Origin of the sequence: Gottfriedia acidiceleris (assembly GCF_050457485.1) — a bacterium.
GTDB classification, from domain to species: domain Bacteria; phylum Bacillota; class Bacilli; order Bacillales; family Bacillaceae_G; genus Gottfriedia; species Gottfriedia acidiceleris_D.
The window spans coordinates 1-25,709 of record NZ_JBCMJM010000010.1; the positions used below are offsets into that span (position 1 = coordinate 1).

The 25,709-nt window shown below is 33.5% G+C and carries 23 protein-coding genes and 7 tRNA genes; 23 read left to right on the forward strand and 7 right to left on the reverse strand.

Features of this window, described 5'->3' with window-relative positions; translation table 11 throughout:
• Window positions 1-103: 103 nt before the first annotated feature.
• The 7 genes from ABEY15_RS11530 (at window position 104) to ABEY15_RS11560 (ending at window position 706) form a co-directional block, all read left to right on the forward strand.
• Window positions 104-176: transfer RNA gene (locus tag ABEY15_RS11530), tRNA-Thr, on the forward strand.
• Window positions 177-185: 9 nt separating this feature from the next.
• Window positions 186-261: transfer RNA gene (locus ABEY15_RS11535), tRNA-His, on the forward strand.
• Window positions 262-267: 6 nt separating this feature from the next.
• A tRNA-Gly gene (locus tag ABEY15_RS11540) sits at window positions 268-338 on the forward strand.
• Window positions 339-354: 16 nt separating this feature from the next.
• Window positions 355-431, forward strand: a tRNA-Ile gene (locus ABEY15_RS11545).
• 20 nt (window positions 432-451) lie between these two features.
• A tRNA-Asn gene (locus ABEY15_RS11550) sits at window positions 452-526 on the forward strand.
• 6 nt (window positions 527-532) lie between these two features.
• Window positions 533-623, forward strand: a tRNA-Ser gene (locus ABEY15_RS11555).
• A gap of 11 nt (window positions 624-634) precedes the next feature.
• Window positions 635-706: transfer RNA gene (locus ABEY15_RS11560), tRNA-Glu, on the forward strand.
• A gap of 339 nt (window positions 707-1,045) precedes the next feature.
• Here ABEY15_RS11560 and ABEY15_RS11565 read toward each other — a convergent pair.
• Window positions 1,046-1,429: a hypothetical protein gene (locus ABEY15_RS11565; protein WP_429890222.1), complete on the reverse strand. Its 384-nt coding sequence runs from the start codon at window positions 1,427-1,429 to the stop codon at window positions 1,046-1,048.
• A 360-nt stretch (window positions 1,430-1,789) separates the two neighbouring features.
• On the opposite strand from ABEY15_RS11565, the gene ABEY15_RS11570 reads away from it, so the two are divergent.
• The 8 genes from ABEY15_RS11570 (at window position 1,790) to ABEY15_RS11605 (ending at window position 12,723) form a co-directional block, all read left to right on the forward strand.
• Window positions 1,790-2,344: a bifunctional transcriptional activator/DNA repair enzyme AdaA gene (locus ABEY15_RS11570; RefSeq protein ID WP_429890223.1), complete on the forward strand. Its 555-nt coding sequence runs from the start codon at window positions 1,790-1,792 to the stop codon at window positions 2,342-2,344.
• On the forward strand, window positions 2,341-3,240 hold the full coding sequence (locus tag ABEY15_RS11575) for a DMT family transporter (RefSeq protein ID WP_429890224.1): 900 nt from the start codon (window positions 2,341-2,343) through the stop codon (window positions 3,238-3,240). The genes ABEY15_RS11570 and ABEY15_RS11575 overlap by 4 nt, the downstream gene beginning before the upstream one ends.
• Before the next feature lie 689 nt (window positions 3,241-3,929).
• Complete coding sequence (glgB, locus tag ABEY15_RS11580) at window positions 3,930-5,861, forward strand: 1,4-alpha-glucan branching protein GlgB (RefSeq protein ID WP_429890225.1); 1,932 nt, start codon at window positions 3,930-3,932, stop codon at window positions 5,859-5,861.
• Window positions 5,809-6,936: a glucose-1-phosphate adenylyltransferase gene (locus ABEY15_RS11585; RefSeq protein WP_069034771.1), complete on the forward strand. Its 1,128-nt coding sequence runs from the start codon at window positions 5,809-5,811 to the stop codon at window positions 6,934-6,936. Before glgB ends, ABEY15_RS11585 begins: the two co-directional genes overlap by 53 nt.
• A gap of 48 nt (window positions 6,937-6,984) precedes the next feature.
• A complete protein-coding gene (locus ABEY15_RS11590; RefSeq protein WP_429890226.1) occupies window positions 6,985-8,004 on the forward strand; it encodes a sugar phosphate nucleotidyltransferase in 1,020 nt (339 codons plus the stop codon).
• Window positions 7,998-9,431, forward strand: coding sequence for a glycogen synthase GlgA (gene glgA, locus ABEY15_RS11595; protein ID WP_429890227.1), 1,434 nt, complete (start codon window positions 7,998-8,000; stop codon window positions 9,429-9,431). The genes ABEY15_RS11590 and glgA overlap by 7 nt, the downstream gene beginning before the upstream one ends.
• A gap of 25 nt (window positions 9,432-9,456) precedes the next feature.
• The gene (locus ABEY15_RS11600; RefSeq protein WP_429890228.1) at window positions 9,457-11,865 is read left to right on the forward strand and encodes a glycogen/starch/alpha-glucan phosphorylase; all 2,409 of its coding nucleotides are present in this window, start codon (window positions 9,457-9,459) and stop codon (window positions 11,863-11,865) included.
• Between the two features lie 63 nt (window positions 11,866-11,928).
• Entirely contained in the window at window positions 11,929-12,723 is a 795-nt protein-coding gene (locus ABEY15_RS11605; RefSeq protein ID WP_429890229.1) for a lipase family protein, read from the forward strand.
• A gap of 81 nt (window positions 12,724-12,804) precedes the next feature.
• On the opposite strand, the gene ABEY15_RS11610 is transcribed toward ABEY15_RS11605, so the two are convergent.
• Window positions 12,805-13,593, reverse strand: coding sequence for a TIGR00266 family protein (locus ABEY15_RS11610; RefSeq protein WP_429890230.1), 789 nt, complete (start codon window positions 13,591-13,593; stop codon window positions 12,805-12,807).
• Between the two features lie 474 nt (window positions 13,594-14,067).
• On the opposite strand from ABEY15_RS11610, the gene ABEY15_RS11615 reads away from it, so the two are divergent.
• Window positions 14,068-14,268, forward strand: a complete 201-nt coding sequence (locus ABEY15_RS11615) for a cold-shock protein (protein ID WP_056473269.1) — start codon at window positions 14,068-14,070, stop codon at window positions 14,266-14,268.
• A 59-nt stretch (window positions 14,269-14,327) separates the two neighbouring features.
• Here the strand turns inward: ABEY15_RS11615 and ABEY15_RS11620 are convergent, their stop codons facing one another.
• The 3 genes from ABEY15_RS11620 to ABEY15_RS11630 form a co-directional block, all read right to left on the reverse strand.
• Window positions 14,328-14,792 (reverse strand): TspO/MBR family protein, encoded by a 465-nt coding sequence (locus ABEY15_RS11620; RefSeq protein WP_429890231.1) that lies wholly within the window; start codon window positions 14,790-14,792, stop codon window positions 14,328-14,330.
• Window positions 14,793-14,900: 108 nt separating this feature from the next.
• The gene (locus tag ABEY15_RS11625) at window positions 14,901-15,650 is read right to left on the reverse strand and encodes a TraR/DksA C4-type zinc finger protein (protein ID WP_429890232.1); all 750 of its coding nucleotides are present in this window, start codon (window positions 15,648-15,650) and stop codon (window positions 14,901-14,903) included.
• Window positions 15,651-15,749: 99 nt separating this feature from the next.
• The gene (locus ABEY15_RS11630; protein WP_429890233.1) at window positions 15,750-16,673 is read right to left on the reverse strand and encodes a 1,4-dihydroxy-2-naphthoate polyprenyltransferase; all 924 of its coding nucleotides are present in this window, start codon (window positions 16,671-16,673) and stop codon (window positions 15,750-15,752) included.
• Window positions 16,674-16,827: 154 nt separating this feature from the next.
• Here ABEY15_RS11630 and ABEY15_RS11635 point away from each other — a divergent pair, with 154 nt between their 5' ends.
• From ABEY15_RS11635 to menC, 6 genes are all read left to right on the forward strand, one after another.
• Window positions 16,828-18,234, forward strand: coding sequence for an isochorismate synthase (locus ABEY15_RS11635; RefSeq protein ID WP_429890234.1), 1,407 nt, complete (start codon window positions 16,828-16,830; stop codon window positions 18,232-18,234).
• Complete coding sequence (menD, locus tag ABEY15_RS11640) at window positions 18,224-19,963, forward strand: 2-succinyl-5-enolpyruvyl-6-hydroxy-3-cyclohexene-1-carboxylic-acid synthase (protein WP_429890235.1); 1,740 nt, start codon at window positions 18,224-18,226, stop codon at window positions 19,961-19,963. Before ABEY15_RS11635 ends, menD begins: the two co-directional genes overlap by 11 nt.
• Before the next feature lie 18 nt (window positions 19,964-19,981).
• Complete coding sequence (menH, locus tag ABEY15_RS11645) at window positions 19,982-20,809, forward strand: 2-succinyl-6-hydroxy-2,4-cyclohexadiene-1-carboxylate synthase (protein ID WP_429890236.1); 828 nt, start codon at window positions 19,982-19,984, stop codon at window positions 20,807-20,809.
• A complete protein-coding gene (gene menB, locus ABEY15_RS11650; protein WP_056473277.1) occupies window positions 20,806-21,624 on the forward strand; it encodes a 1,4-dihydroxy-2-naphthoyl-CoA synthase in 819 nt (272 codons plus the stop codon). The genes menH and menB overlap by 4 nt, the downstream gene beginning before the upstream one ends.
• 207 nt (window positions 21,625-21,831) lie before the next feature.
• Entirely contained in the window at window positions 21,832-23,274 is a 1,443-nt protein-coding gene (locus tag ABEY15_RS11655) for an o-succinylbenzoate--CoA ligase (protein WP_429890237.1), read from the forward strand.
• Window positions 23,275-23,285: 11 nt separating this feature from the next.
• Complete coding sequence (gene menC, locus ABEY15_RS11660) at window positions 23,286-24,395, forward strand: o-succinylbenzoate synthase (protein WP_429890238.1); 1,110 nt, start codon at window positions 23,286-23,288, stop codon at window positions 24,393-24,395.
• Window positions 24,396-24,442: 47 nt separating this feature from the next.
• Here menC and yidD read toward each other — a convergent pair whose 3' ends face one another.
• A complete protein-coding gene (yidD, locus tag ABEY15_RS11665) occupies window positions 24,443-24,697 on the reverse strand; it encodes a membrane protein insertion efficiency factor YidD (protein WP_429890239.1) in 255 nt (84 codons plus the stop codon).
• A gap of 25 nt (window positions 24,698-24,722) precedes the next feature.
• Window positions 24,723-24,869 (reverse strand): YtzI protein, encoded by a 147-nt coding sequence (ytzI, locus tag ABEY15_RS11670; protein ID WP_088013603.1) that lies wholly within the window; start codon window positions 24,867-24,869, stop codon window positions 24,723-24,725.
• A gap of 166 nt (window positions 24,870-25,035) precedes the next feature.
• On the opposite strand from ytzI, the gene ytkD reads away from it, so the two are divergent.
• On the forward strand, window positions 25,036-25,515 hold the full coding sequence (ytkD, locus tag ABEY15_RS11675; protein ID WP_069034757.1) for an RNA deprotection pyrophosphohydrolase: 480 nt from the start codon (window positions 25,036-25,038) through the stop codon (window positions 25,513-25,515).
• The last annotated feature ends 194 nt before the right edge of the window (window positions 25,516-25,709 follow it).

The window sequence follows — 25,709 nt, forward strand, 5'->3', positions numbered from 1 at the left end:
TCCGTCCCGAGCCACCATCTTGAAATTCTTCCTGAGACAAGGACGACTAAGAGATGAACTAAATATGGCAATCAATAAAATTAACTAATATAATTCTTACTAAGCCGACTTAGCTCAATTGGTAGAGCAACTGACTTGTAATCAGTAGGTTGGGGGTTCAAGTCCTCTAGTCGGCACTCTTTATGGCGGTCGTGGCGAAGTGGTTAACGCATCGGATTGTGGTTCCGACACTCGTGGGTTCGATTCCCATCGGTCGCCCCATATTGTGCGGGTGTAGTTTAATGGTAAAATAGAAGCCTTCCAAGCTTCGGTCGTGGGTTCGATTCCCATCACCCGCTTTTTTTAAAATTTAATGGGCCTATAGCTCAGCTGGTTAGAGCGCACGCCTGATAAGCGTGAGGTCGATGGTTCGAGTCCATTTAGGCCCACCATTAAATTTAAAATTAATTTTTCCGCAGTAGCTCAGTGGTAGAGCACTCGGCTGTTAACCGAGTGGTCGTAGGTTCGAACCCTACCTGCGGAGCCATATGATAGAGAAGTACCCAAGTGGCTCAAGGGGCGCCCCTGCTAAGGGTGTAGATCGGGTAACCGGTGCGAGGGTTCGAATCCCTTCTTCTCTGCCATATTTTTTTTTGGCCCGTTGGTCAAGCGGTTAAGACACCGCCCTTTCACGGCGGTAACACGGGTTCGAGTCCCGTACGGGTCATATCTAAAGCTCAGTTATTTGTGATAACACAGGTAACTGAGTTTTTTATTTGTCTTTTATTAGGACTTTCAGATCGAGATAATTACTGAATTCGCCTTCCTCCATTATATTAGAAGGTTCTTCGTTCGTTTTAAGATGTACAGGACCTTATATCGTTTTAATTTTGAGCTTTTATCTTAGTACCAAAGGATAGAAGCCTATTTCATATACTCGGAATAGAAAAAAGTTGTTGTTTTAGCTTAATACTCTTTAAAGCGTAATTTAATAGTTAATTTTCCCATGTATATGCAAAAAAACGGACTAACTGAATTGCTAATCCGAATTTTAGTAAACTTTGCTTTAAACAGTTATTTGGTGATTTTTTAACATTTTTTGATACGCTTTAATTTCATCATCTGAAAAGACATTAGTTGCTAATCGTTTCACTCGACTCCAGTATTCTTTAAAATCGTTATATTCATATCCCTGCTCTTCAATAAAATCAACTAAACTGCCACCTGTAAAGAAAATATGTGCTTTTGGGTAAGCAGCATCCCAATAAATATTCCCTCGTAGATTTAATATATTTTCTGTCTCTTTTACAAATAAAGTAATGGAAACGGCACATCTCAGTCTTAGTTCTCCATGGTCTCGGCCTTCTCCTTTTCCATTAATTTTCATTCGGGTTACATATTCTTCATTTTCAAAACTTATAGCCTTTTCACTCATTTTAAATTCTAACATCATTATATCCTCACCCTTTAGTTACAACGTCGTTAATTTTCATTATTTCAAGTATACTTCAAATAATATTACTAGAGTGTATTATACAGCCAGATATTAAGTTGTTTTTTGTTAAAGTAAAAAATTGATATTATTTAGTATTTATAAAGTAGCTCAGTTATGTTTTTCATTTTTTAAGATTGTAAAATTATTGGGAAATAAAGAGGCTGACTGAGATTAGAAAGTTGTAGGTTTTATTCAAAATGATCAGATGCTCTACTAACTATTCTCTTTCTTCCAAAGAAATTAGAAAGCAAGAAATTGAAAGCAAGCGCATGATTATAGTGTTAAAATGTGAATAGCTAAAGATGAGGTGATTAAATGAACGGATTAAAAAATCAGGTCATGTGGGATGCAGTTGAATCATGCGATGAAAACTACGATGGAGTGTTTATTTATGCAGTTAAGTCTACTGGAATCTGTTGCAAACCTTCGTGTAAGTCAAGAACCCCATTAAAAGAAAATGTGTCTTATTATCCGTCATTTTCTTTGGCAATTAAAGATGGGTACCGTCCATGTAAAAGATGTCGTCCTGATTTACTTCACTCAAATGAGGAGGATATTATTTTATCTGCCAAACATTTTATTGAAAAAGAATATCGAAATAGCTTAACATTGGATCGGTTAGCAATTGAAGTAGGAGTAAGTAAATTTCATTTGCAAAGATTATTTAAAAAATCCACAGGTTTATCGCCGTTAGAATACGCAACTAAGTTAAGAATGAAAGAAGCTTTGAGATTATTACGAGATACTGAGAAAACAATAACTGAAATAGCGCATAATCTTGGTTTTAAAGGCTCGGCACATTTTTCAAGCATGTTTCGTCATCATTTTAATTACACTCCAACTACATTCAGAAAGGGGGTAAATAAATGAGGTTAAAAGATGGAATAGCTTTATTGAGCCTAGCCGCATTATGGGGAGCTTCATTTTTATTTATTAGGATAGCTTCACCTGTTTTTGGACCAATTTTAACAATACAGGGAAGAGTTATAATTGCTGCGTTTGCACTTGTGCTATATTTGGTTATTACTAAAAAGTCATTACTCTTTAAAAAGAGATGGAGACAATATTTAATAATAGGGGCATTAAATGCAGCAATTCCATTTACATTAATTGCTACATCAGCATTATATTTGCCAGCCTCAATGTCATCAATTCTAAACTCTTTGACGCCATTATTTACAGCGTTGGTTGTTTTTTTATGGACGAAAGAAAGGTTGAGTATTCGAAAGTTATCTGGAATAATAGTGGGAGTATTAGGAGTGATCTTGTTAGTAGGATGGAGTTCAATTCCGTTTACTTATGATGTTAAAATAGCAATTGGACTAGCAGTTTTGTCGACTATTTCATATGGAATAGCAGGTGTGTATGCAAAGAAAGCCTTTGATGGGGTACCACCACTTTCACTTGCAGCTGGTCAACAAATTGGTGCTGCAATTTTACTTTTACCTTTTACATTCCTAAATTTCACTGCATCTACAGATAAAGTATCAGGAGTTGCGATTTTGGCAGTTCTAGGATTAGCATTATTTTGTACTGCTATAGCATATTTATTGTATTTTTATCTTATCGAAAGCGTTGGGCCTACTAAAACATTAAGTGTTACTTTTTTAATTCCTGTGTTTGGAATAATCTGGGGTGTTCTTATTTTGAAAGAACATATTACATTAGGGATGTTGTTTGGCTTTCTTGTCATTTTATGTGGTGTATTCCTTATTTCAGATATTCGTTTTCGTGTAATAAGATCAAGTAAGCGAATGCAAGTCTAATAAGCTTTTAAATAATAAGACAAAAAAGGATTTTCGTAAAAAAAACGAAGATCCTTTTTACTATATTACGATTGTTATTCTATTGAGCTAATAATAAGACTTACTAAAGTAGGTAAATAAAATCAAGCTTTAGTAACTTTGAAGCGAATCTACATGAATCTAAATAAATTTTGTTGAATTGCCAAAAATGTAAGTCAGGTAATTTAAATTCACTATTTTGATCAATATGTATTGTTGCATGGTTTTCCATATTACCAAATAAATTGAATTCGGTTTAGAGATTTTTTTTTCATCTATATTCCCTAATAATTTCCAAATAATTTGCTAATGGTTTCTAAATGTTTTCAAAAAAAACTCTTCTACTTAATCCGACAATCTTCTACAATTCTTTTTAAAAATAAAGTTTATATGTTATAAAAGGGTGAAATATGTATGAAATTTTATGAAAAATCAAATAAATACAAATTGTTACAAGGGAATTTCGAAATATGATGTATAAATATGCATAGATATTCGTTCGACAAATTCGACATTTTTACGACAAACGCAATAATGACAACGGTTTCATGAATGGTTATTCATTTTCTGGAAAAAATTTTTGAATTTTTTTTGCATAAAAACAAGGTGAATATATATATTTGTAGAATATTAAGAGATAGAAGAATTTAAGAGATTGTAATGAGGTGAGGATGTTGCTTTTGACACGGCCAACTGAGTTTGATGTGCATTTATTCCATGAGGGAAGTTTATTCCATAGCCATGAATGCTTTGGGGCACATGTTGTAAAAAAAGGGGATAAAGTTGGAACTACTTTTACAGTGTGGGCTCCACATGCGAAAGGTGTCTCAGTTGTTGGGGACTTTAATAATTGGGATGGTACTGAACATAAAATGGAAAAGTTGAACGATCAAGGGATTTGGACGATATATATCTCCGAAATTGGTCATGGGACGATATACAAATATGAAATTTCAACCAAGCGTGGTGAAGTTTTATTAAAAAGTGATCCTTTTGCTTTCTATAGTGAACTAAGACCAAGCACAGCTTCGATAGTTTATGATCTTTCGGGGTATAAATGGAAAGATGCTAAATATCGTAAGCAGAAATTTAAAAAGTCAGTATATGAAGAACCAGTTTTAATTTATGAAGTACATTTAGGTTCTTGGAAAAAGAAGGAAAACGGTGATTTCTACACTTATGCAGAATTAGCGACAGAACTAATTCCATATGTAAAAGATCATGGTTTTACACATATTGAAATATTACCATTAGTCGAACATCCATATGATCGTTCTTGGGGGTATCAAGGAGTAGGATATTTTTCTTCTACTAGTCGATATGGAAATCCTCATGAGCTAATGAGCTTTATAGACGAATGTCACCAGAACGGATTAGGAGTCATTATGGATTGGGTGCCTGGTCATTTTTGTAAGGATTCTCATGGATTATACATGTTTGATGGTGAACCGACATATGAATATGAAGGTTATGATGCTAGAGAAAATGAAGTATGGGGAACAGCGAATTTTGATTTATCAAAACCAGAAGTAAAATCATTTCTTATTTCAAACGCCTTATATTGGATGGAATATTTTCATATTGATGGTTTCAGAGTAGACGCTGTTGCAAATATATTATATTGGAAAAATAGAAATGAAGAGAATCCTTTTGCAACTCAGTTTTTAAGAAGATTAAATGAAGCAGTATTCGAACATGATCCACAAGTATTAATGATTGCTGAAGATTCTACTGATTGGCCATTAGTTACTGCACCTACATACGAAGGTGGATTAGGTTTTAATTTTAAGTGGAATATGGGTTGGATGAATGATGTTTTGACTTATATGGAGACTCACCCAACGGAAAGAAAGCATCATCATAATAAGATGACTTTCTCGTTTTTATATGCCTTCTCAGAAAATTTTGTTTTACCTTTTTCACATGATGAAGTAGTACATGGTAAGAAATCTTTGTTAAATAAAATGCCAGGTACATATGAGGAAAAGTTTGCTCAATTAAGGGTACTATTTGGATATTATTTATCTCATCCAGGTAAGAAGCTCCTATTTATGGGAAGTGAATTTGGGCAATTTGATGAGTGGAAGGATTTAGAGCAAGTTGATTGGATGATTAAAGATTATGAATATCATTCCAAGATGAACAAATATTTCAAAGAATTATTATCGATTTATAAAAAAAATAAATCACTTTATGAAGTTGATAATCATTGGGATGGATTTTCATGGATTGATGCAAATAATGCAGATCAAAGTGTATTTTCATTTATCCGTAAAGGAAAAAACAAAGAAGATTATGTCATCGTAATCTGTAATTTTAGAGAGATTTCTTATGACACATATCGAATTGGAGTACCTGCAAAGCATCGATATAAAGAATTGCTTTCAAGTGACTATTTACAATTTGGTGGCGAGAGTAAAATAAATCGTTCTGCCATTGAATCAGAAGAAATACCATACCATGGTTTACCATACAGTATTGAAATAGCATTACCTGCCTTTAGTTTTACAATCATTCGTCCAGTTAAAATGCGAAAGGGGATTAGCAGCAATGGTTCAGAAAAAATGCGTAGCAATGTTACTAGCAGGGGGAAAAGGGAGTAGATTAAGTTCTTTAACAAAAGAACTAGCAAAACCAGCCGTAGCTTTCGGAGGTAAATATCGAATAATAGATTTTACTTTAAGTAATTGCACAAATTCAGGTATTGATACTGTTGGGGTGCTAACTCAATATCAACCACTAGTACTAAACTCATATATTGGTATAGGAAGTGCATGGGATTTAGATCGCTTAAATGGTGGGGTAACTGTTTTACCGCCATATTCAGAAGCATCTGGAGTTAAATGGTATACAGGTACTGCAAGTGCAATTTATCAAAATTTAAATTATATAAAGCAATATCAGCCTGAATATGTTTTGATTCTTTCAGGTGACCATATTTATAAGATGGACTATAGTAAAATGCTAGACTATCACATTGAAAAAGAGGCAGACGTTTCTATTTCAGTTATCGAAGTTCCGATTGATGAAGCTAGCCGTTTCGGAATTATGAATACTAATGATGAAATGGATATTATAGAATTTGAAGAAAAACCTCAATATCCGAAGAGTAATTTAGCATCAATGGGAATTTATATTTTTAAATGGAATGTTTTAAAAGAGTTTTTAGAGATGGATGATCGTAATCCAGAATCAAGTAATGACTTTGGTAAAGACGTTATTCCTCTTTTATTAGAAGAAAAGAAAAAAGTAGTTGCTTATCCTTTCAAAGGTTATTGGAAAGATGTAGGTACAGTAAAAAGCTTATGGGAAGCAAATATGGATTTGTTAAATGAAGATAGTGAACTAAATATATATGACCGTGATTGGCGCATATATTCAGTTAATCCAAACCAACCGCCACAATATATTGCACCTACAGCAATTGTTGAAGACTCTCTAATTAATGAGGGGTGTGTTGTTGAAGGGTTTATATCACATTCTGTATTATTCCAAGGTGTAACAATCGGAGAAGGCAGTATGATAAAAGATTCTGTCGTTATGCCAGGTTGTGTTATTGGAAAAGATGTTCGAATTGAAAGTGCTGTAGTAGCTCCTGGAATGGTTATTCCTGATGGAAGCCTTTTAGGTCCTGAGAAAGATTATGAAGAGGTAATTCTAGTTACAAGCGAAGAATAAGAGGTGGCTCATTCCTCAAATAGAAAAATAGATTGAGAGGGTTATTTGATGAAACATACTATGCTAGGAATAATTGAGGCGTCAACACATTTTGAATCTTTAAAGCCGTTAACACAGCATCGACCATTAGCAACACTTCCTTATGCAGGTCGATATCGTTTAATCGATTTTATGTTAAGTAATATGGTGAACTCTGGTATTACGAGTGTCGCTGTATTTCCTGATCAACCTTATCGATCAATTATTGATCACTTAGGCTCCGGTAAACATTGGGACTTAAATCGTAAAAAGGATGGACTATTTATTTTTACGCCAGAACCAACTGATGGAGCTTTTGGTACATTCGATTTCATCGAAAAGCATATTCAATTTTTGCAACGTTCTTCTCAAAAGTATGTAGTAGTAGCAAATACTTATACGATTTGCTCAGTGGATTTTAGACCAGTTTTAAAGAGACATATCGAAACAAATGCACAAATTACTGAGTTAAAGCAGTTCGGTAAATCTTTAAATATCTATATCCTTGAAAAAGAGTTATTATTAAAGCTTTTTGAAAACTTCCACGAAAAAGGCTATGAAACAATTATGGACGTTGTACGCGATCAAAATAATGAGGTTGAACTAAGTGCGTATGAAATACCTCAACAAGTTTCAATCATTCAAACAATTGAGGATTATTTCGAGCAAAGTATGAAATTATTAAATCCTGAGATATGGAATCAATTATTCTTAAAATCTTATCCTGTCTTTACTAAGGTTAAAGATGAGCCACCAACAAAATATTCAAAAGATGCAATTGTAAAAAATTCAATTGTAGCTAATGGATGTGAAATTGAGGGAACGGTTGAAAATAGTATTATTTCAAGAGCTGTGAAAATTGGAAAAAATACAATTATTCGAAATTGTGTTGTTATGCAAAAATCAAACATTGGAGATAATTGTATATTAGATGGCGTTATATTAGATAAAGATGTTCGAATAGAAGATGGTGTTGAAATAAAAGGAAGCTTAAGTGAGCCAGTAGTGCTTCAAAAAGGTTCAGTCCAAGGAGCGTTGATTCAGTGGTAAATGTTTTATATATTGTTTCAGAATGTGTACCGTTTGTTAAATCGGGAGGGCTTGCAGATGTTGCAGGCGCTCTCCCTAAGTATTTAAATAAACTAAATACGAATGTAAGAGTAATGCTTCCATTCTACTCGTTAATTCCCGCTAAATATAGAGATGAAGCTAAGCTAGTAAAAGAGCTATCTATAAATCTAGGCTGGAGAAAACAGTATTGTGGTTTATTTGAATTGAAAGTAGAAGGAACAACTTATTATTTTATCGATAACGAGTATTATTTCAATCGGGATAAGTTGTATGGTCATTTTGATGATGGAGAGCGTTTTGCATTCTTTTCACTAGCTGCAATTGAATGTATTAAAGAATTAGACTTTAAACCTGATGTTATTCACTGTCATGACTGGCATACAGCAATGATCCCATTTTTCATGAAAGAATATGGCGCTTTAAAAGATATTAATCCAAAAATGAAATCTGTATTTACAATCCATAACCTTCAATTCCAAGGCGTATTTTCAAAAGAAGTAATGGACGATATGTTAGGAATTGATGAACAATATTTTCGCGATGACTATTTGAAATTTTACGATTGTATCAACTTTATGAAGGCTGGAATCATTTCAAGTGATTTCGTAACAACTGTTAGTCCAACATATAAAGAAGAAATTAAGCATGAATTTTTTGGAGAGCAATTAGATGGGCTATTACGTGAGCAAGATCACAAACTTTTTGGAATTGTAAACGGAATTGATGAAACAATTTATAATCCAGCTACTGATCGTAAAATTCAATCTAATTACGATGAATTTACAATCGAAAATAAGACTGAAAATAAATTGAAATTGCAGGAGTCACTTGCATTAAAAATGGATGAAAATATTCCTATTATTGCAATGGTTTCCCGATTAACAAGTCAAAAAGGCATTGATCTTATTCAACACGTATTCCCTCAAATTATGGATTATAATGTCCAAGTAGTAATTTTAGGTTCTGGTGATGAAGAATTCGAGAACTTTTTTAAAGCAATGGAGCATAACTACTACGATAAAGTTAGAGCTTACATTGGATTTGATGAACGCTTTGCTCATCAGATTTATGCAGGTGCAGATTTATTCCTAATGCCTTCACTATTTGAGCCATGTGGACTAGGTCAGCTTATTGCGATGAAATACGGGTGTGTTCCAATCGTAAGAGAGACTGGGGGGCTAAATGATACTGTCCAGTCATATAATGAAGAGACGAAGAGTGGAAATGGTTTTACTTTTACTAACTATAATGCTCACGATATGCTTCACACAATTGAACGTGGATTGAGTATTTATGAGAATAAAAAACAATGGAAATCAGTCAGAAGGAATGCAATTAGAAGAGATTCAAGTTGGTTAAAATCTGCTAAAGAATATGCAAAACTATATATGCAGTCTTCAAAGTAAAAATCTTTTAGGGCGAGGTGATTCCATGTTTTCTAGTGTGGAGGAGTTTGAGTGGTGTTTTAAAGAGAAGCTAGAAAGTATGCATGGAAAGAGTACTGCAGATAGCACTACTCAAGAGCAATTTCAAACACTTGGAACGATGATTCGTGAACATATAAGCGGTAATTGGTTAGGTACGAGTGAACAATACCGCTTAGAGCGAAAAAAACAAGTTTATTATTTATCAATTGAATTCTTATTAGGAAAGCTTTTGAAAAGTAACTTAATTCATCTGGGGCTAAGAGAGTTATGTGAATCTGGCCTCGAAAGATTAGGAATTTCTTTAAGTGCTCTTGAGGAGTTTGAAAGCGATGCTGGTCTTGGAAATGGTGGACTTGGACGGCTAGCATCTTGTTTTCTGGATTCGCTAGCATCGCAAGACTTGCCTGGTCATGGATGTGGCATTCGCTACAAACATGGCCTATTTGACCAAAAAATTGTTGATGGATATCAAGTCGAGCTACCTGAGCAATGGCTAAAATACGGAAATGTTTGGGAAGTTCGAAGAGATGATGAAGCAATTGAAGTTTTATTCGGTGGAGAAGTAGAAGCATTTAATAATAAAAATCGATTGGAATTCCGCCTTCATGGTGCAGAAGCAATCACAGCGGTACCATATGATTTACCGATTATCGGCTATCATACAAACACGGTAAATACATTAAGATTATGGAGTGCTGAAGCGTCTACTCATTCTTCAAATAAATCACTGATGAAATATAAGCGAGAGGCTGAAGCAGTTTCAGAATTCTTATATCCAGATGATACACATGATGAAGGAAAGATTTTACGTCTAAAACAGCAATATTTTTTAGTCTCTGCAAGTATTCAAAGAATAGTAGATTCATATAAGGAGCAGTACGGTAATATTCGTAAGCTCCATGAAGAAATTGCTATTCATGTAAATGATACACATCCCGTTTTAGCGATTCCAGAGTTAATGAGAATTTTAATCGATGTCGAAAAGTTATCCTGGGATGAAGCGTGGGAAATTACAACTCAAACGATTTCATATACGAATCATACAACTTTATCGGAAGCACTTGAAAAATGGAGAGTTGATTTATTTAAGCCTTTATTGCCAAGAATTTATATGATTGTAGAAGAAATAAATGAAAGATATTGTAAAGAGCTCTGGAGCAAATACCCAGGTGATTGGGATCGAATTGAACAAATGGCTATTATTGCTCATGGAGTCGTTAAAATGGCTCATTTAGCAATTGTAGGCAGTAAGAGCGTTAATGGAGTTGCTGAAATCCACACTGAAATTTTAAAACAAAGAGAAATGAAGCTTTTTTATGAGTATGAACCATTCAAATTTAATAATAAAACAAATGGTATTACTCATAGAAGATGGTTACTCCAATGTAATCCTGAGCTTAGTAGCTTAATAAATGATACGATCGGAGACGGTTGGATACACGAACCAACTCAACTTGAGAATCTATTAGAATATCAAACTGACGATGCATTCTTAGAGCAATTTATGAATGTAAAGAAAAAGAGAAAAGAAGTTCTCGAAAATTATGTTCACTATACAAATGGAATTGCTTTAGATACAGATTCAATTTTTGATATTCAAGTAAAGCGGATGCATGCATATAAAAGACAATTACTAAATGTTTTACATATCATGTATTTATATAATCGTTTGAAGGAAGATTCACATTTTAAAATGCATCCTAGAACTTTTATTTTTGGAGCAAAGGCATCTCCTGGCTACTACTTTGCTAAAAAGATCATTAAATTAATTCATTCAGTAGCTGATATTGTTAATAATGATCGCTATATAAGTCAATTTATTAAAGTAATTTTTATTGAAAATTACCGTGTTTCATTAGGTGAAATTATTTTTCCAGCAGCGGATGTTAGTGAACAAATTTCGACAGCAAGTAAAGAAGCTTCGGGTACTGGGAATATGAAATTTATGATGAATGGTGCTTTAACGCTTGGTACACTTGATGGTGCAAATATTGAGATTTTAAGAGAAGTTGGCGAGGAGAATATTTTTACATTCGGGCTTACAGCTGACGAGGTATTAAATTATTACCAATACGGCGGATATAAAAGCAGTGATTATTACCATCATGATCCGCGAATAAAAAAAGTATTAGATCAAATGCTTCACGGGTTATTTCCGTTACCTAGAGAAGAATTTGAACCAATTTTTGATTCGCTCATGTCTTATAATGATGAGTATTTCTTACTTAGAGATTTCTCTTCATATGTAAAAGCACATGAATGTATCAATCATACGTATCAAAATAAAAGGGATTGGGCTATAAAAAGTCTTAACAATGTTGCGAAATCGGGATTTTTTACGAGTGATCGCACGATTCGTCAATACGCATCAGAAATATGGAATATTCATCAAAGAACATTACACCATTCTTAACCTCCTCTTAGTTTATTAGGAGGTTTTTCCTATAATGACGAAAAGCAAGAAAGGAGAGATACGTTGAAATTCCTTTCAGTTGACTATGATAAGTCCTTAGAATTATTACTTTGCATTGAACAGGCATATGTTCAGTTTGATAATGATGGTAAATTTATGATTCCAGCAAGCTATTCATTAGTAGATACAATTAAAGCATGTGCAATTAGCCAGCTTGAATGGTTTGGCTATATTATTGAAAATGATGAATCTGTAATCATTGTGTTTCGAGGAACGAAATCAGATTTGGATTGGTTAGTTGATTTAAAAATTGATCAAGACTTATTTCCTTATGTGATGAACGGTGGGAGTGTCCATTCGGGGTTTCTATCAATTTATCAATCTTGTCGAGACATGCTTTTAGCAATTGTGAAGGAAAAGGCTCTTTCAAAAAAATTATTCATAACGGGGCATAGCTTAGGTGGTTCATTGGCCACGTTATTAGGATATGAAATAGCAATGACTGGAATTTGTAACCCAAATGTCTATTCATTTGGCTCTCCAAAAGTAGGAAATATAAAGTTTAAAGAAAACTACGATGAAAATGTTAGGCATAGTTTAAGATTTGTAAATTTATATGATATGGTCCCTTTAAGCCCACCCTTTAAAGTAGAGGTAAAGCCATTAAACATTTATTTAGAATACGTTCAAGTGAAACATCCAATCACTTTTTCACTAAATAAAGGCTCTATTAAGAATAGTCACCTACTATCGGCTTATATTGAAGGCGTTAAGAAAATGCAGTTGGATTATGACTATACTCCAACCTTTACTTACAAATTACGTGAGGCAGAACCAGCAGAAGAAGAAGTAATCTAATAGTACAGAAAAAAACTAGTCAACATTTCGTTGACTAGTTTTTTGCATGTAAACAAAATAACGCTTTTAAAGTAGTCTGAATTAATCATTACCATCCAGTAGATTTCCAAGGCCACCTAATATACTTCCTTCTTCCTTAGAAGAATTTGGTAAGTATTGACCAATTCGAGAAGCTAATCTTGCTAAAGTTAATGATTGAACCCAAATTGTTCCAGGACCTTGTAATGTAGCGAAGAATAGACCTTCTCCTCCAAAAAGTGCAGTTTTTACATTTCCAACATATTCAATTTCATAATTAACATCACCAGTGAAGCCAACAATACATCCGGTATCGATTTTAATTTTTTCACCCGGTTGAAGAGTTTTTTGGTAAATGGAACCACCAGCATGTAAGAAAGCAAGACCATCACCTTCGAGTTTTTGCATGATAAAGCCTTCGCCACCAAATAGGCCGGTACTTAATTTCTTTCTAAACTCGATCCCAACTGAAGTGCCTTTTGCTGCGGCTAAGAAAGAATCCTTTTGACAAATAATTTTATTTCCATACTCATGTAGATCTAAAGGTATGATCGTTCCAGGATATGGTGCCGAGAAACTGACTGTTTTTAATGAGCTTGATCGGTTTGTAAAACTAGTCATAAACAAGCTCTCACCTGTAACAAGGCGCTTACCAGCTCCAACTAATTTTCCAAATAAACCACCTGATTGCTGTGCACCGTCTCCAAAAATTGTTTCAAGCTCGATACCATCATCCATCATCATCATTGCTCCAGCTTCAGCAACGACTGTTTCCTTTGGATCAAGCTCTACTTGTACAAACTGCATATCATGGCCATGAATTTTATATGTAACTTCATGAGAATTTTTCATTTTTATGCCTCCTTTTAGTTTAACTATACAAATATTGTAATACTAAAATCTAGTTATTTAATAATAAATAATTTGATAAATTATTACATAATCCTCATTTATTTTGACTATTTAATGAAAAAATATACCATTTTTATAGGAAGCTAGGTAGGTCTAAATGTATAAAAAATAAATTATAAGAATTATATAAAAAATTCTCTCAATTAAGCCTAAGTGTCATTGACGCACTTTTTTAGATATGATATATTTAAGTTACTATTAACTGCATATTTATTTGAAGGTAAGAAATTAACGATACATTTGCACTACAAAATTTTTAGTAACGCTCATTTTTCTTTGTCTTGAAAAGAAGTTTTGACCACTTTCAATGTTGTAGCAATCCATTAGCCGATTGGACAATGACGTTCTTTTTCTTTACCCCTCTTTTATGCACGCATTAATAGTGTATATATGTATTTCTAGGAGGTATTATCGATGGAATTCGGTAAAGTTAAATGGTTTAACAGCGAAAAAGGTTTTGGATTCATCCAAACTGAAAGTGGAAACGACGTATTCGTACACTTCTCTGCAATTCAAGGCGAAGGTTTCAAAACTTTAGAAGAAGGTCAAGAAGTTCAATTCGAAATCATCGAAGGAAACCGTGGACCACAAGCAGCTAACGTAAACAAAAAATAATTTTTGTTATGTTCAAGGCATCCTATTTTAGGATGCCTTTTTTATATTAATCTAAAAATCTATCTATTTAGTACGTAGATATTATAGTTCAAAAAGGTTGCAAATAATGACCAAATAGAATAGGGAATGAGTAATACAAAAGAAGTTTTTGAATGTTTATATGCGATGATCGTTAAAAGAATTGCTGTAACAAAGACGAGTCCACAGTCAATTGTAGCCATAAGTAAATCTTTTTGTTTGAATTGAAAATAGCTAAACAACTGGTTAAATACATAATTAATAATAAATATAATATAAAACCCTTTTGTTTTTTTTAAGGATTCTCCTAAAGAAACGATTATACATACGCTTAAAGAAATGAAAGAATACAAGAATGCCCAAATGATTCCGATTGTTTTTCCTGAAGGAGTATAGCTAGGTTTATTTAGATGACTATACCAATCGGAGTCAGTCGGAAATAAAATAGAAGAAATAAAAAATAAACAGTATAAGGAGAAAAATAAAACAATTAACTTAATATTCATAAAACCTCCTCAAGTAAGTTGTCTTGATTAAGTATATGTATTTAATTTTAAAATATAAAAAAAACGACTACATTGTAGTAATCGTTTTTTAAAGAAATTTTAACTTATTTAGTACTTATCAATGTCTTTCACATCAATTTCAGATAATTCTCCGTTTAAAGCTTGTTCTTCATAGTCATCAAGATCTTGTTCATATTGTTCATGTTTTTTTGTAGGGTAGACAGTTCGATTTTTTCCGTAAATATCAGTACCGATAAAGTTTTCAAATTCCTCAACATAACCTACATTTTCATAGCTCTCAGTAAATGTGCTTCCGTACTCCTCAATATTATTAAATTCAAAATCTGACGGTGTTTGTGAATTTCCATATCTTTCAACATCTTGCAGTGCGTCTTCAGCGTCATACATCATTGAGCGATCTTTAGGATCTCTACTAAATGGAGGGTTTAATACTTCTTCCTCAACAGGACGATCGTATCTTATACTAGAACTTGAAATATGCTGATCGTGAGTATGTTCGATCATCGCTTTTGCTGTAGGAAGAGCTTGTAATCGTTCAAAAGGTATTTCTTCACCACTTACTTCACATATACCATATGTTCCATTTTCAATTTTTTGTAACGCTGTATTAACGTCATCTAGTTCGTTTCTTAAATGTTCATGAAGAGATATGTCCTTTTCACGCTCAAATAATTCAGTACCTAAATCACCTGGGTGGTTGTCTGCAAGTGAAAGCTCATCAACAGAATCTCTAAGTGAATATGGTGTAAAAGCTGGATCATTTAGTCGTTCTTCTATATGGTTTTTTTGTTTCAGTAGTTCGTTTTTAAATGTTTGGATTTGTGATTGTGAAAGCATCATGCTCCCCCTTTTCAATAAATGAATATGACTATCCATATTTTGTTCAAAAAGGAGGAAAACATGAATTAAGTTTTTTGAGGAATTGTTCTGCCTTAATTAGGAAAAAATATTTCCAATTATTAAGCCTATAACAAGAAGGAATCCCATTATAGTATTTGTTTTTGCTGTTGCTGCCATGGCTGGCATCATTTCCATTGGTTGGGTCTTACCTATAAATCCTTTTGTTGCTTTTATTGCAACAGGAATACTTATTAATGAAATAAGTGCAAAAGGTGTAATTAAATTCATGATAACAAATAATATAACTAAAGCATATGCAACTGCAAATAATGAACCAATAAAGATAATTGCATTCTTTTTACCTAATAAGATAACAAGTGTTTTACGTCCATTTTCTTTGTCATTATCTAGGTCACGAATATTATTTGCTGTTAAAATTGCTCCAATTGTAATTGAAGTAGGGATAGAAAGTAAAATTACATTTGATGGTAAATTTCCAGCCTGAATATAGTAAGTAATACCAATAATTACAACTCCCATAAAAAAGCCCGCTACTAACTCACCAAATGGAGTGTATGCGATTGGAAGTGGTCCTCCAGTATAAAAATAAGCTGCTGCCATACAAATAAGTCCAATAACTGCTATCCACCAGCTACTTTGAATACAAATATAAATGCCTAATAGAAGGGCGATACCAAAAAAAGTAAAAGCGAGATTTAGAACAGTTGAAGGTTTAATACCATCTCTTACGATTGCTCCACCGATACCGACAGAACCTTCATGATCTAGCCCTCTTTTATAATCATAATATTCATTAATCATATTTGCAGCGGCTTGGATAAGTAAACTTGCAATAAGCATTGAAAGAAATAAAAATAAATGAAATGAGTGAGCTATGTGCGCTAACATTGTTCCAATCGCAACAGGAATGAACGCTGCGGTTAATGTATGTGGTCTTAATAAATTCCACCATGTTCTAAAACCTGTTGAGGAAGTTGGAGATTGAACAGTTGGTTGCATTTTAACATCCTCCTTTTTAATATTATTTGAAAATGTAGGTCATTTTACTTTAAAAAAGTATGGACGAACTTCATAAAATTGACAGTCTACATTCATCGTTGTATCTTTAGTTATATCATGTATTTAACGTATATTTAAGCTAGGGGGAACTATTATGCTTAGAACAGGTCAACTGGAATCGATTGCCTTCTTTGAGCATTCTCTTCAAAAGGCAAAAGCTTGTTCAAAACGCTTCATTTGTAAAGTGGAAAAAATAATGAATATCCATCCCCTAAGTGTTTACCATTTTTATCATGAATTGGGTTTTACTGAACGCTTTTATTGGTCAAACCAAGAAAACTCGTTAATTCTCACAGGAATTGGTACTTTAGTTCCTTTTCATCATAGTACAGAAGAACAGTATTCTGCAATAGAAAAAGAATGGAAACGCTTTGGAGAGCAAGTGTATATCGAGCAAGAAAATTGCTTTGGTACAGGATCGATAGCTCTTGGGGGTTTCTCTTTTTTTGATAACTATAAAAATGATCAAGATTGGAAGAATTTTGGTACCTCTCATTTCTATGTACCTAAATTAATGGTGACGGTTACAAACGAAGGGACATTCATCACCTCTAATTATGAAATTAATGAACAAACTACAGTAGAGGATTTATTGCTTCAATATAAAGAATATGATGACTTTTTAGAAAAGTTTGGAATGAAGCAACCAAGCTTTACACAATCAGAATGTATTAACAAAGATGAATTTGAACCAAATGAATGGATTCAAAGTGTAAAAGAAGCAATTCATCAAATGAAAAACGAAGAATTAGAAAAAGTTGTTTTAAATCGAACTTTAAATGCAACATTTTCTGCAGAAGTAAATTCAACAAAAGTAATTTATGAATTAGAAGCAACAAGAAATGTTAACTATGTTATTTCTTATCAATTAAAAGATACTGTATTTATTAGTGCTACACCCGAGCGATTAATTTCTAAGAAAAATAATACAGTTTCTTCGATGTGTCTTGCTGGATCTGCCGCAAAAGGAATAACTAAGGAAGAAAACACAGAAGCGGCCAATTGGTTATTAAATAGTAAAAAAAATAAAGATGAACATGCTTTTGTTGTAAACTATATACGAGAAACGCTACAACAATATTGTAATGAATTATCAATACCTTCAACACCAAGAATAATGGCTACTAAAAGCTTATTGCATTTATTTACGCCAGTTGAAGGGAATTTATATAATCATGTTTCTTTATTTGAATTAATTCAAGCATTACATCCAACCCCTGCACTTGGAGGATTTCCTAAGGAAGAGGCATGTAAATTAATTCGTGAACTTGAACCTGTGGACCGCGGATGGTATGGTGCACCGATAGGGTGGATTGATTTAAACGGAAATGGTGATTTTGCTGTAGGCATACGTAGCGCCTTAATTAAAGAAGATAAAGCAAAATTATATGCCGGTTGTGGTGTTGTACAAGATTCAAAACCAGAGGAAGAATTTTTTGAAACTGGTGTAAAGTTTCTGCCAATGCTAAATGCATTAGGAGGGTTACGAAATGAAAGATAATGAAGCACTAACAAAGTATATTGGTGCTCTTGTAGATGAAATAAGTGCATTAAATATTAAAAACGTTGTAATAAGTCCTGGATCACGCTCTACACCAATATCGATGTTAGTAAATGAACATCCAAAATTAAAGTCTTATATTGCAGTAGACGAAAGAGGGGCGGCATTTTTTGCTTTAGGGATCGCTAAAAGTACGAAACAACCTACAGTTTTAATCTGTACTTCAGGAACAGCTGCTGCTAATTATATGCCAGCTATTTCTGAAGCAAAGGAATCTAGAATCCCACTAATCGTACTGACAGCCGATCGACCACACGAGCTTAGAGATATAGGTGCACCACAAGCTATGAATCAAATTGGTTTATACGGTTCATTTGTAAAAAAATTCATTGAGCTAGCCTTACCAGAGGCTTCGGAAGCTATGTACGAATACGCGCGTTCAAGCGTTAATCGACTGTACCGTTCATGTGTGACTGCTCCCATGGGGCCCGTACATATGAATGTGCCACTTCGAGAACCATTGGTTCCAAATTTTTCGATTGATGACTTATTCTCAGCAGGAAAGCGTAAAAATTCTGCTCGTACAATACTTACTGAAACTCTTGCGACAATTTCAAATGAAACAAGTAATGAGTTCACCAAGCTTTTTCAATCAAAAAGAAAAGGCTTATTAGTTTGTGGTCCTTATGTTGAAGAAGGAGCTTTAAAGAAGATTAAATCTTTAGGGAATTTATTAGACTATCCAGTTCTATGTGATCCTCTTTCAAATGGAAGAACGATTAGTGGTAAAGAAGACTCGAATGTAATTGATACATATGATACATTTCTTCGTTTTGAAGACATTGTTGATTCGCTTGATTCTGAAGTTATCGTACGATTCGGAGCAATGCCTGTATCTAAAACGTTTAGTCAATATATACAAAAGCAAAAAGATTGCGAGCTAATTGTAATTGATGAAGGAGACTTATGGAGGGATCCGACGTTAAAAGCAACTCAAATGGTTTCTTGTGATGATATCCAGTTTTGTAATGCAATTTTGGAGTCATATCAGAAAACAAGTAGTCTAGAAATAGATTGGTTGAATAAATGGAAAACAATTAATGAAAAAACAAAAAATGGACTACAACAAGCAGAACAGTTTGATGAACTTTTTGAAGGGAAAATCGTTCAAGTTTTAGCAAAAAATTTACTTGAAGAAAGTACATTATTTGTTTCAAACAGTATGCCTATTCGTGATGTGGATACGTTTTTACATAATCAATCTAAAAAGTTAAAAATTGCTTGTAATCGAGGGGTAAATGGAATAGATGGGACAATTGCAACCGCATTAGGGATGGCAGCAGCTGGAGAGAGTGTCACATTATTAATTGGAGATTTATCTTTCTATCATGATTTAAATAGTCTAGTCCTTTCTAAACTACATCATTTACCTTTAAGAGTTATCCTTGTTAATAATGATGGGGGAGGAATCTTCTCATTTTTACCTCAATCAAAAGAAGAAAAACATTTCGAAGATTTATTCGGAACTCCTCTAGGATTGGAATTCGAGCATGCAACTGCCCTTTTTGGTGGACTTCATACAAAAATTCATAATTGGTTTGATCTTGAAGATGAATTAGCTAAAAAGAATAATGGATTACATGTAATTGAAATTCAGACAAATCGTAAAGAAAATTATGATCTTCATCAAAAAGTTTGGAGACTTGTAAAAGCAGAATACGAGAAATGAAATTAGGTGTTCTTGTTCATGGAAATTAAAATAAATGAGGTCACATATTCATACATTGAATCTGGCCAAGGGCAAACTATATTATTATTGCATGGTTTCACAGGTTCAAAGGAGACATGGGGAAGTTTAATAAGTAAACTAGAACGAAATTATCATGTAATAGCAATTGATTTATTAGGACATGGAAATACAGATTGTCCAATTAATGATGAGCGGTACAGAATGGAATTTGCTGCTAAAGATTTACATGATTTTTTAGAGCAAAAGCAAATTGATTCTGTGCATCTATTAGGCTATTCGATGGGAGGTAGACTAGCCCTCTATTTCGCTTTAGCCTATCCAACAAAAATTAAATCGCTTATTTTAGAAAGCTGCACGGCTGGTCTTAAAACTGAAAATGGAAGATTAGCTCGAATCGAACAAGACAAACATTTATCTTCAATGATCTTAAATGAAGGTATTGAAGTATTTGTTAATTATTGGGAAAACATTCCGTTATTTTCAACTCAAAAGAATTTGACATCAGAGTCACAACAAAAGATTAAACAAGGAAGATTAAATCAGTCACCAATTGGCTTAAGTAATAGTCTAAAAGGGATGGGCACGGGCATTCAACCATCTTTATGGAGTGACTTGAAGCAATTTAAAAAACCTACATTATTAGTTTGTGGAGAATATGATGAAAAGTTTTGCTTAATAATGGGGAAAATGAACGAGAGGCTAGAAAATAGCGAAATTATTAAAATTCCACATGCAGGGCATGCAATTCATGTGGAACATTCGGAAAAATTTGCTACAATAGTAATTGGGTTTTTATTGAAAAGTGAAAAGGAGGAAATTTCATGACTATTGAATGGGTACAAGAAAGAAAATATGAAGAAATTTTATATTCTACATATAATGGAATTGCTAAAATTTCAATCAATCGCCCACACGTACATAACGCATTTACACCATTAACAGTATCAGAAATGATTGATGCTTTTGCTTATGCAAGAGACGACGAAAAAATTGGTGTTATTATTTTAACAGGTGAAGGTGGAAAAGCATTCTGTTCTGGAGGAGACCAAAGTGTTCGCGGACACGGTGGTTATGTTGGACAAGACCGCATTCCTCGCTTGAATGTATTAGATTTACAACGCTTAATTCGCGTTATTCCAAAACCTGTAATTGCAATGGTAGCTGGTTATGCAATTGGTGGAGGTAATGTATTAAACGTAGTATGTGACTTAACAATCGCAGCTGAAAACGCTAAATTTGGACAAACTGGTCCTAAGGTTGGTAGCTTTGATGCTGGTTATGGCTCAGGCTATTTAGCTCGTATTGTAGGGCACAAAAAAGCTCGTGAAATTTGGTACCTATGCCGTCAATATAATGCACAAGAAGCATTAGATATGGGCCTAGTTAATAAAGTAGTACCATTAGAAGAATTAGAAGCTGAAACAGTTAAATGGGCTGAGGAAATGCTTGAAAAAAGTCCAACTGCACTTCGCTTCTTAAAAGCAGCAATGAATGCAGATACAGACGGTTTAGCTGGACTTCAACAGCTAGCTGGAGATGCAACACTTCTTTACTACACAACTGAGGAAGCAAAAGAAGGCCGCGATGCATTTAAAGAAAAACGTACACCTGATTTCGATAAATTCCCACGTTTTCCTTGATTTGAAAGAAGATAAAGCTTGATGAGAAATCATCAAGCTTTTTTTGCACATTAAATTTGCAACGAGAAGAAACCTTAACGTAGTTGCTCATTTTATGAATTAAGTATAAGGACAACTACGCTTCTCTATGTCTAAAGGCTCACCAATCGGAGAGCTTTTTTAAAATGAACTTTCGTAAATTTTGATAATAGTCAGGAAGTGTTTTTGATGAATCAAATTCCGAATTTTTTGCTTGAGAGAGTCAGATTAACTCCTAATCGAATAGCAATTGCAACAGATGGAGAAGAAATTACGTTTAAGGATTTACATGATCGAGTTATAAATCTTGCATATAAATTTCACCATTTTGGCATAAAAGACGGATCTCACGTTTCGGTTTTAATGAATAATTCCGTTGAATTTATTGAAGTTGTTTATGCACTTCATTATATCGGAGCAACTACAATTTTACTGAATATAAGATTAAGTGATGACGAAATAGTATATCAATTAGAAAATAGTGATGCTGAATTTTTAATCGTAGCGAAATCAAATACGGTGAAGATTCCTGAAAATATAAAACTGTTAAATATAAATGAAATAGAGAACAGTAAATCAACGGAATTTCCGGTTAAGTCTAATTTTGATGGCGATAAAATTGCAACTATGATGTACACATCTGGTACAACAGGTTTCCCAAAAGCAGTTTTACAAACTTATTTTAATCATTGGAGCAGTGCAATTGCTTCAGTATTAAATTTAGGATTAGATCATAAAGATGTATGGCTAGTCTGTTTGCCAATGTTCCATGTGGGTGGTTTATCTACAGTATATAAAAGTGCGATTTATGGCATGAAAATTGTATTAACGAATAAAGCTGATGCACATACCATTAAGGACTGTGTCATAAAGCATAATGTAACAATTTTATCTGTTGTAACAAAAGTATTAAATGATTTATTAACTATTGTTGAGGGTACAAATGATTTAAACAGCGTAAGAGCAGCTTTACTTGGTGGAGGACCCGCTCCGGTACCTCTTTTACAAAAGGCAAGAGCATTAAATGTGCCAGTCTATCAAACATACGGAATGACTGAAACTTGTTCACAAATTGCAACGCTTTCTCCTGAATATATGCTTTCTAAAATTGGTTCGGCTGGTAAAGCTTTATTTGGATGTACGCTAGAAATAAGAGACGATCAACGAACATGTTTACCAAAAGAAGTAGGAGAAATTGTAGTCAAGGGGCCGAACGTGAGTAAAGGTTATTATAAACTTACCAAGTTAACTGATTCGTCTGAGTATCTATATACAGGAGATTTGGGTTATGTAGATGAGGATGGTTTTTTATTTGTAGTTGATCGTCGAAGTGATCTAATTATTTCCGGTGGAGAGAATATATATCCAGCAGAGATTGAATCAGTATTATTATCGCATCCAGATATCAGTGAAGCTGGTGTAACAGGCAAAGAAGACCCAAATTGGGGCAAAGTACCTATTGGATTTGTTGTTAGTAAATCCTCTAATCCTCCGTCTCAAGTAGAACTAATTGAGTTTTGCCGAGATAAAATCGCAGGGTATAAAATTCCAAAGGAAATATTTTTTGTAGACAACCTACCAAGAAATGCAACAAACAAGCTAGTTAGAAGAGAGCTACTTAAGCTTTTATAAGGGGAATAAACATGTTGATAAGGCAAATTGAATTATTTTTAATTGAACAGCCTCTAAAAGTACCTTTTAAAACAAGCTATGGTACATATGAAAAACGTGAAAGTATAATTGTTAAAATTTTAGATACAAACGGAATATGCGGTTATGGAGAAGTCGTTGCTTTTTCAGAGCCTTGGTATACAGAGGAAACGATTCAAACAGCTCTTCATACTTTACAGGATTTCTTTATACCGATCTTATTAAAAAAGAAGTTTAATCATCCAAGTGAAGTCGCTACACAATTAAATCAATTTAAAGGCAATCAAATGGCTAAATCTGGGCTTGAAGGTGCATATTGGGATTTGTATAGTAAACTGAATTCAATCACTTTAGCACAAGCTTTAGGGGGCAATAAGGCAGAGATACCAGTAGGGGTTGTAATTAGTATAGACAAGCCAATAAAAATGTTGAAACAAATTAGTGCATATGTAGCGGAAGGATATGAACGATTTAAAATTAAAGTTTCAAAGGAAAATGATTACGAAATTGTATCAACTATACGAAATAGCTATCCAACAATCCCTCTAATGATTGATGCCAATTCAGATTATTCAATTGAAGACATTCCGAAACTAAAAAAATTAGATGAATTTAATCTGTTAATGATTGAACAGCCCTTCGGCGAACGCCAATTCATCGAGCACGCTATTCTTCAAAAGGAAATTTCTACTCCAGTCTGCTTAGATGAAAGTATATGTTCCTTAGAGGATGTTCAAATTGCGTATGAATTAAACGCATGCAAAATCATTACTGTAAAGCCTGGGAGAGTCGGAGGATTAACTAAATCAATTGAAATTCATGATTATTGTGTTGAAAAGAATATTCCAATTTGGGTTGGAGGTATGATTGAAACCGGGATATCTAGAATTCAAAACGTTGCATTAGCATCTCTTCCGGGATTTACAATACCTGGAGATATTTCGGCTTCATCTAGACATTGGGAGCATGATCTCATTATTCCAGAGGTAGCTTTAATAAATGGAAAAGTTAAAGTACCAGTTAGCCCTGGCTTAGGGGTAGAAGTGGATGAAGAACGAATCCAAAGCATTTCTAAAAAGATTTATAAATATACTTTTCAATAGAAATAACTAAATAAAAAAATACGATCAAATTAAACTTGTTATTCGTTTCAAGTTTCTTTGACCGTATCTTTTTTTGATTCCTTATTTATTTTATCAGGTACAGGATCGTATCCACCTGGATGTAGTGGGTGACACTTAAGTATTCTTTTAGTCGTTAAATAAGTTCCTTTAAGCGCACCATGGGTTTGTATTGCCTCTAGTCCATAATTAGAGCAAGTAGGATAGAATCTACATGATGGTGGCGTTGCAGGTGAAATCCATTTTTGATAAAATCTAATGATTCCAATTAAAATTTTATTCATATACAAACCTTTTCGTCTGCTAGAATTATTTCTCATCATGGTTATTTTTCATTTTTACATCTTCTAGCTTATCGACTTTATGTTGGACACCATAGCCTTTATTTACAGTAAGTACGAAAGCACCGAATACAACAACGATAATAATTCCACTAACAACAAATACTCCAGTCATCCTATATCCTCCTAAATAGTTATACTACTATGATATAGTATACTGTCCAATATGCAAGGCAATCAAATATTTTCATAAAGTTTCAGGAATATTATTTCAATAATGATGAAACATTTTAATAGAAATAGTACAATGGAAAAACAAGTATGAATGTAGGAAGGTTAAAATGTACATATTTAAAGATTTTTACCATAATACAGTTGAATTATCGTTTGAGAAACATCCATTTTCACCCGCTCCAAAACATGTTTGGGTTATATGTAAATACAATGACCAATGGTTACTCACAGACCATCAAAGAAGAGGATACGAATTCCCAGGCGGAAAAGTCGAAGAAGGCGAATCACCTGAAGAAGCAGCAAAACGTGAAGTTTTAGAAGAAACAGGTGGAAATGTATCTAAAATTAATTATTTAGGGCAATACCGTGTTACAGGTAAGGATAAAATTATCATAAAAAATATTTATTTTGCCGAAATAGGAGAACTTTTAACACAAAAGCACTATTTTGAAACAAACGGCCCAGTATTGTTAGACGAATTTCCACCAAACATAAAAAAAGATCGCCGATTTAGTTTTATCATGCGCGACGAAGTATTTTCACAAAGTTTAAGTTACTTGAATACTAAAAAAAGCTCACTTTTATAATGTGAGCTTTTTTTGTAGTTTCATGAGTAAGTAAAACAGCGTAAAAAAGAAAATAAATTACTCATAAAGGGTTCATGAAGAAGTAAATCAGCGTAAAAAAGAAAATAGGTTACTCATGAGAGGTTCATGAGTAAGTAAAACAGCGCAAAAAAGAAAACAGGTTCCTCATAAAGGATTCATGAGGAAGTAAAACA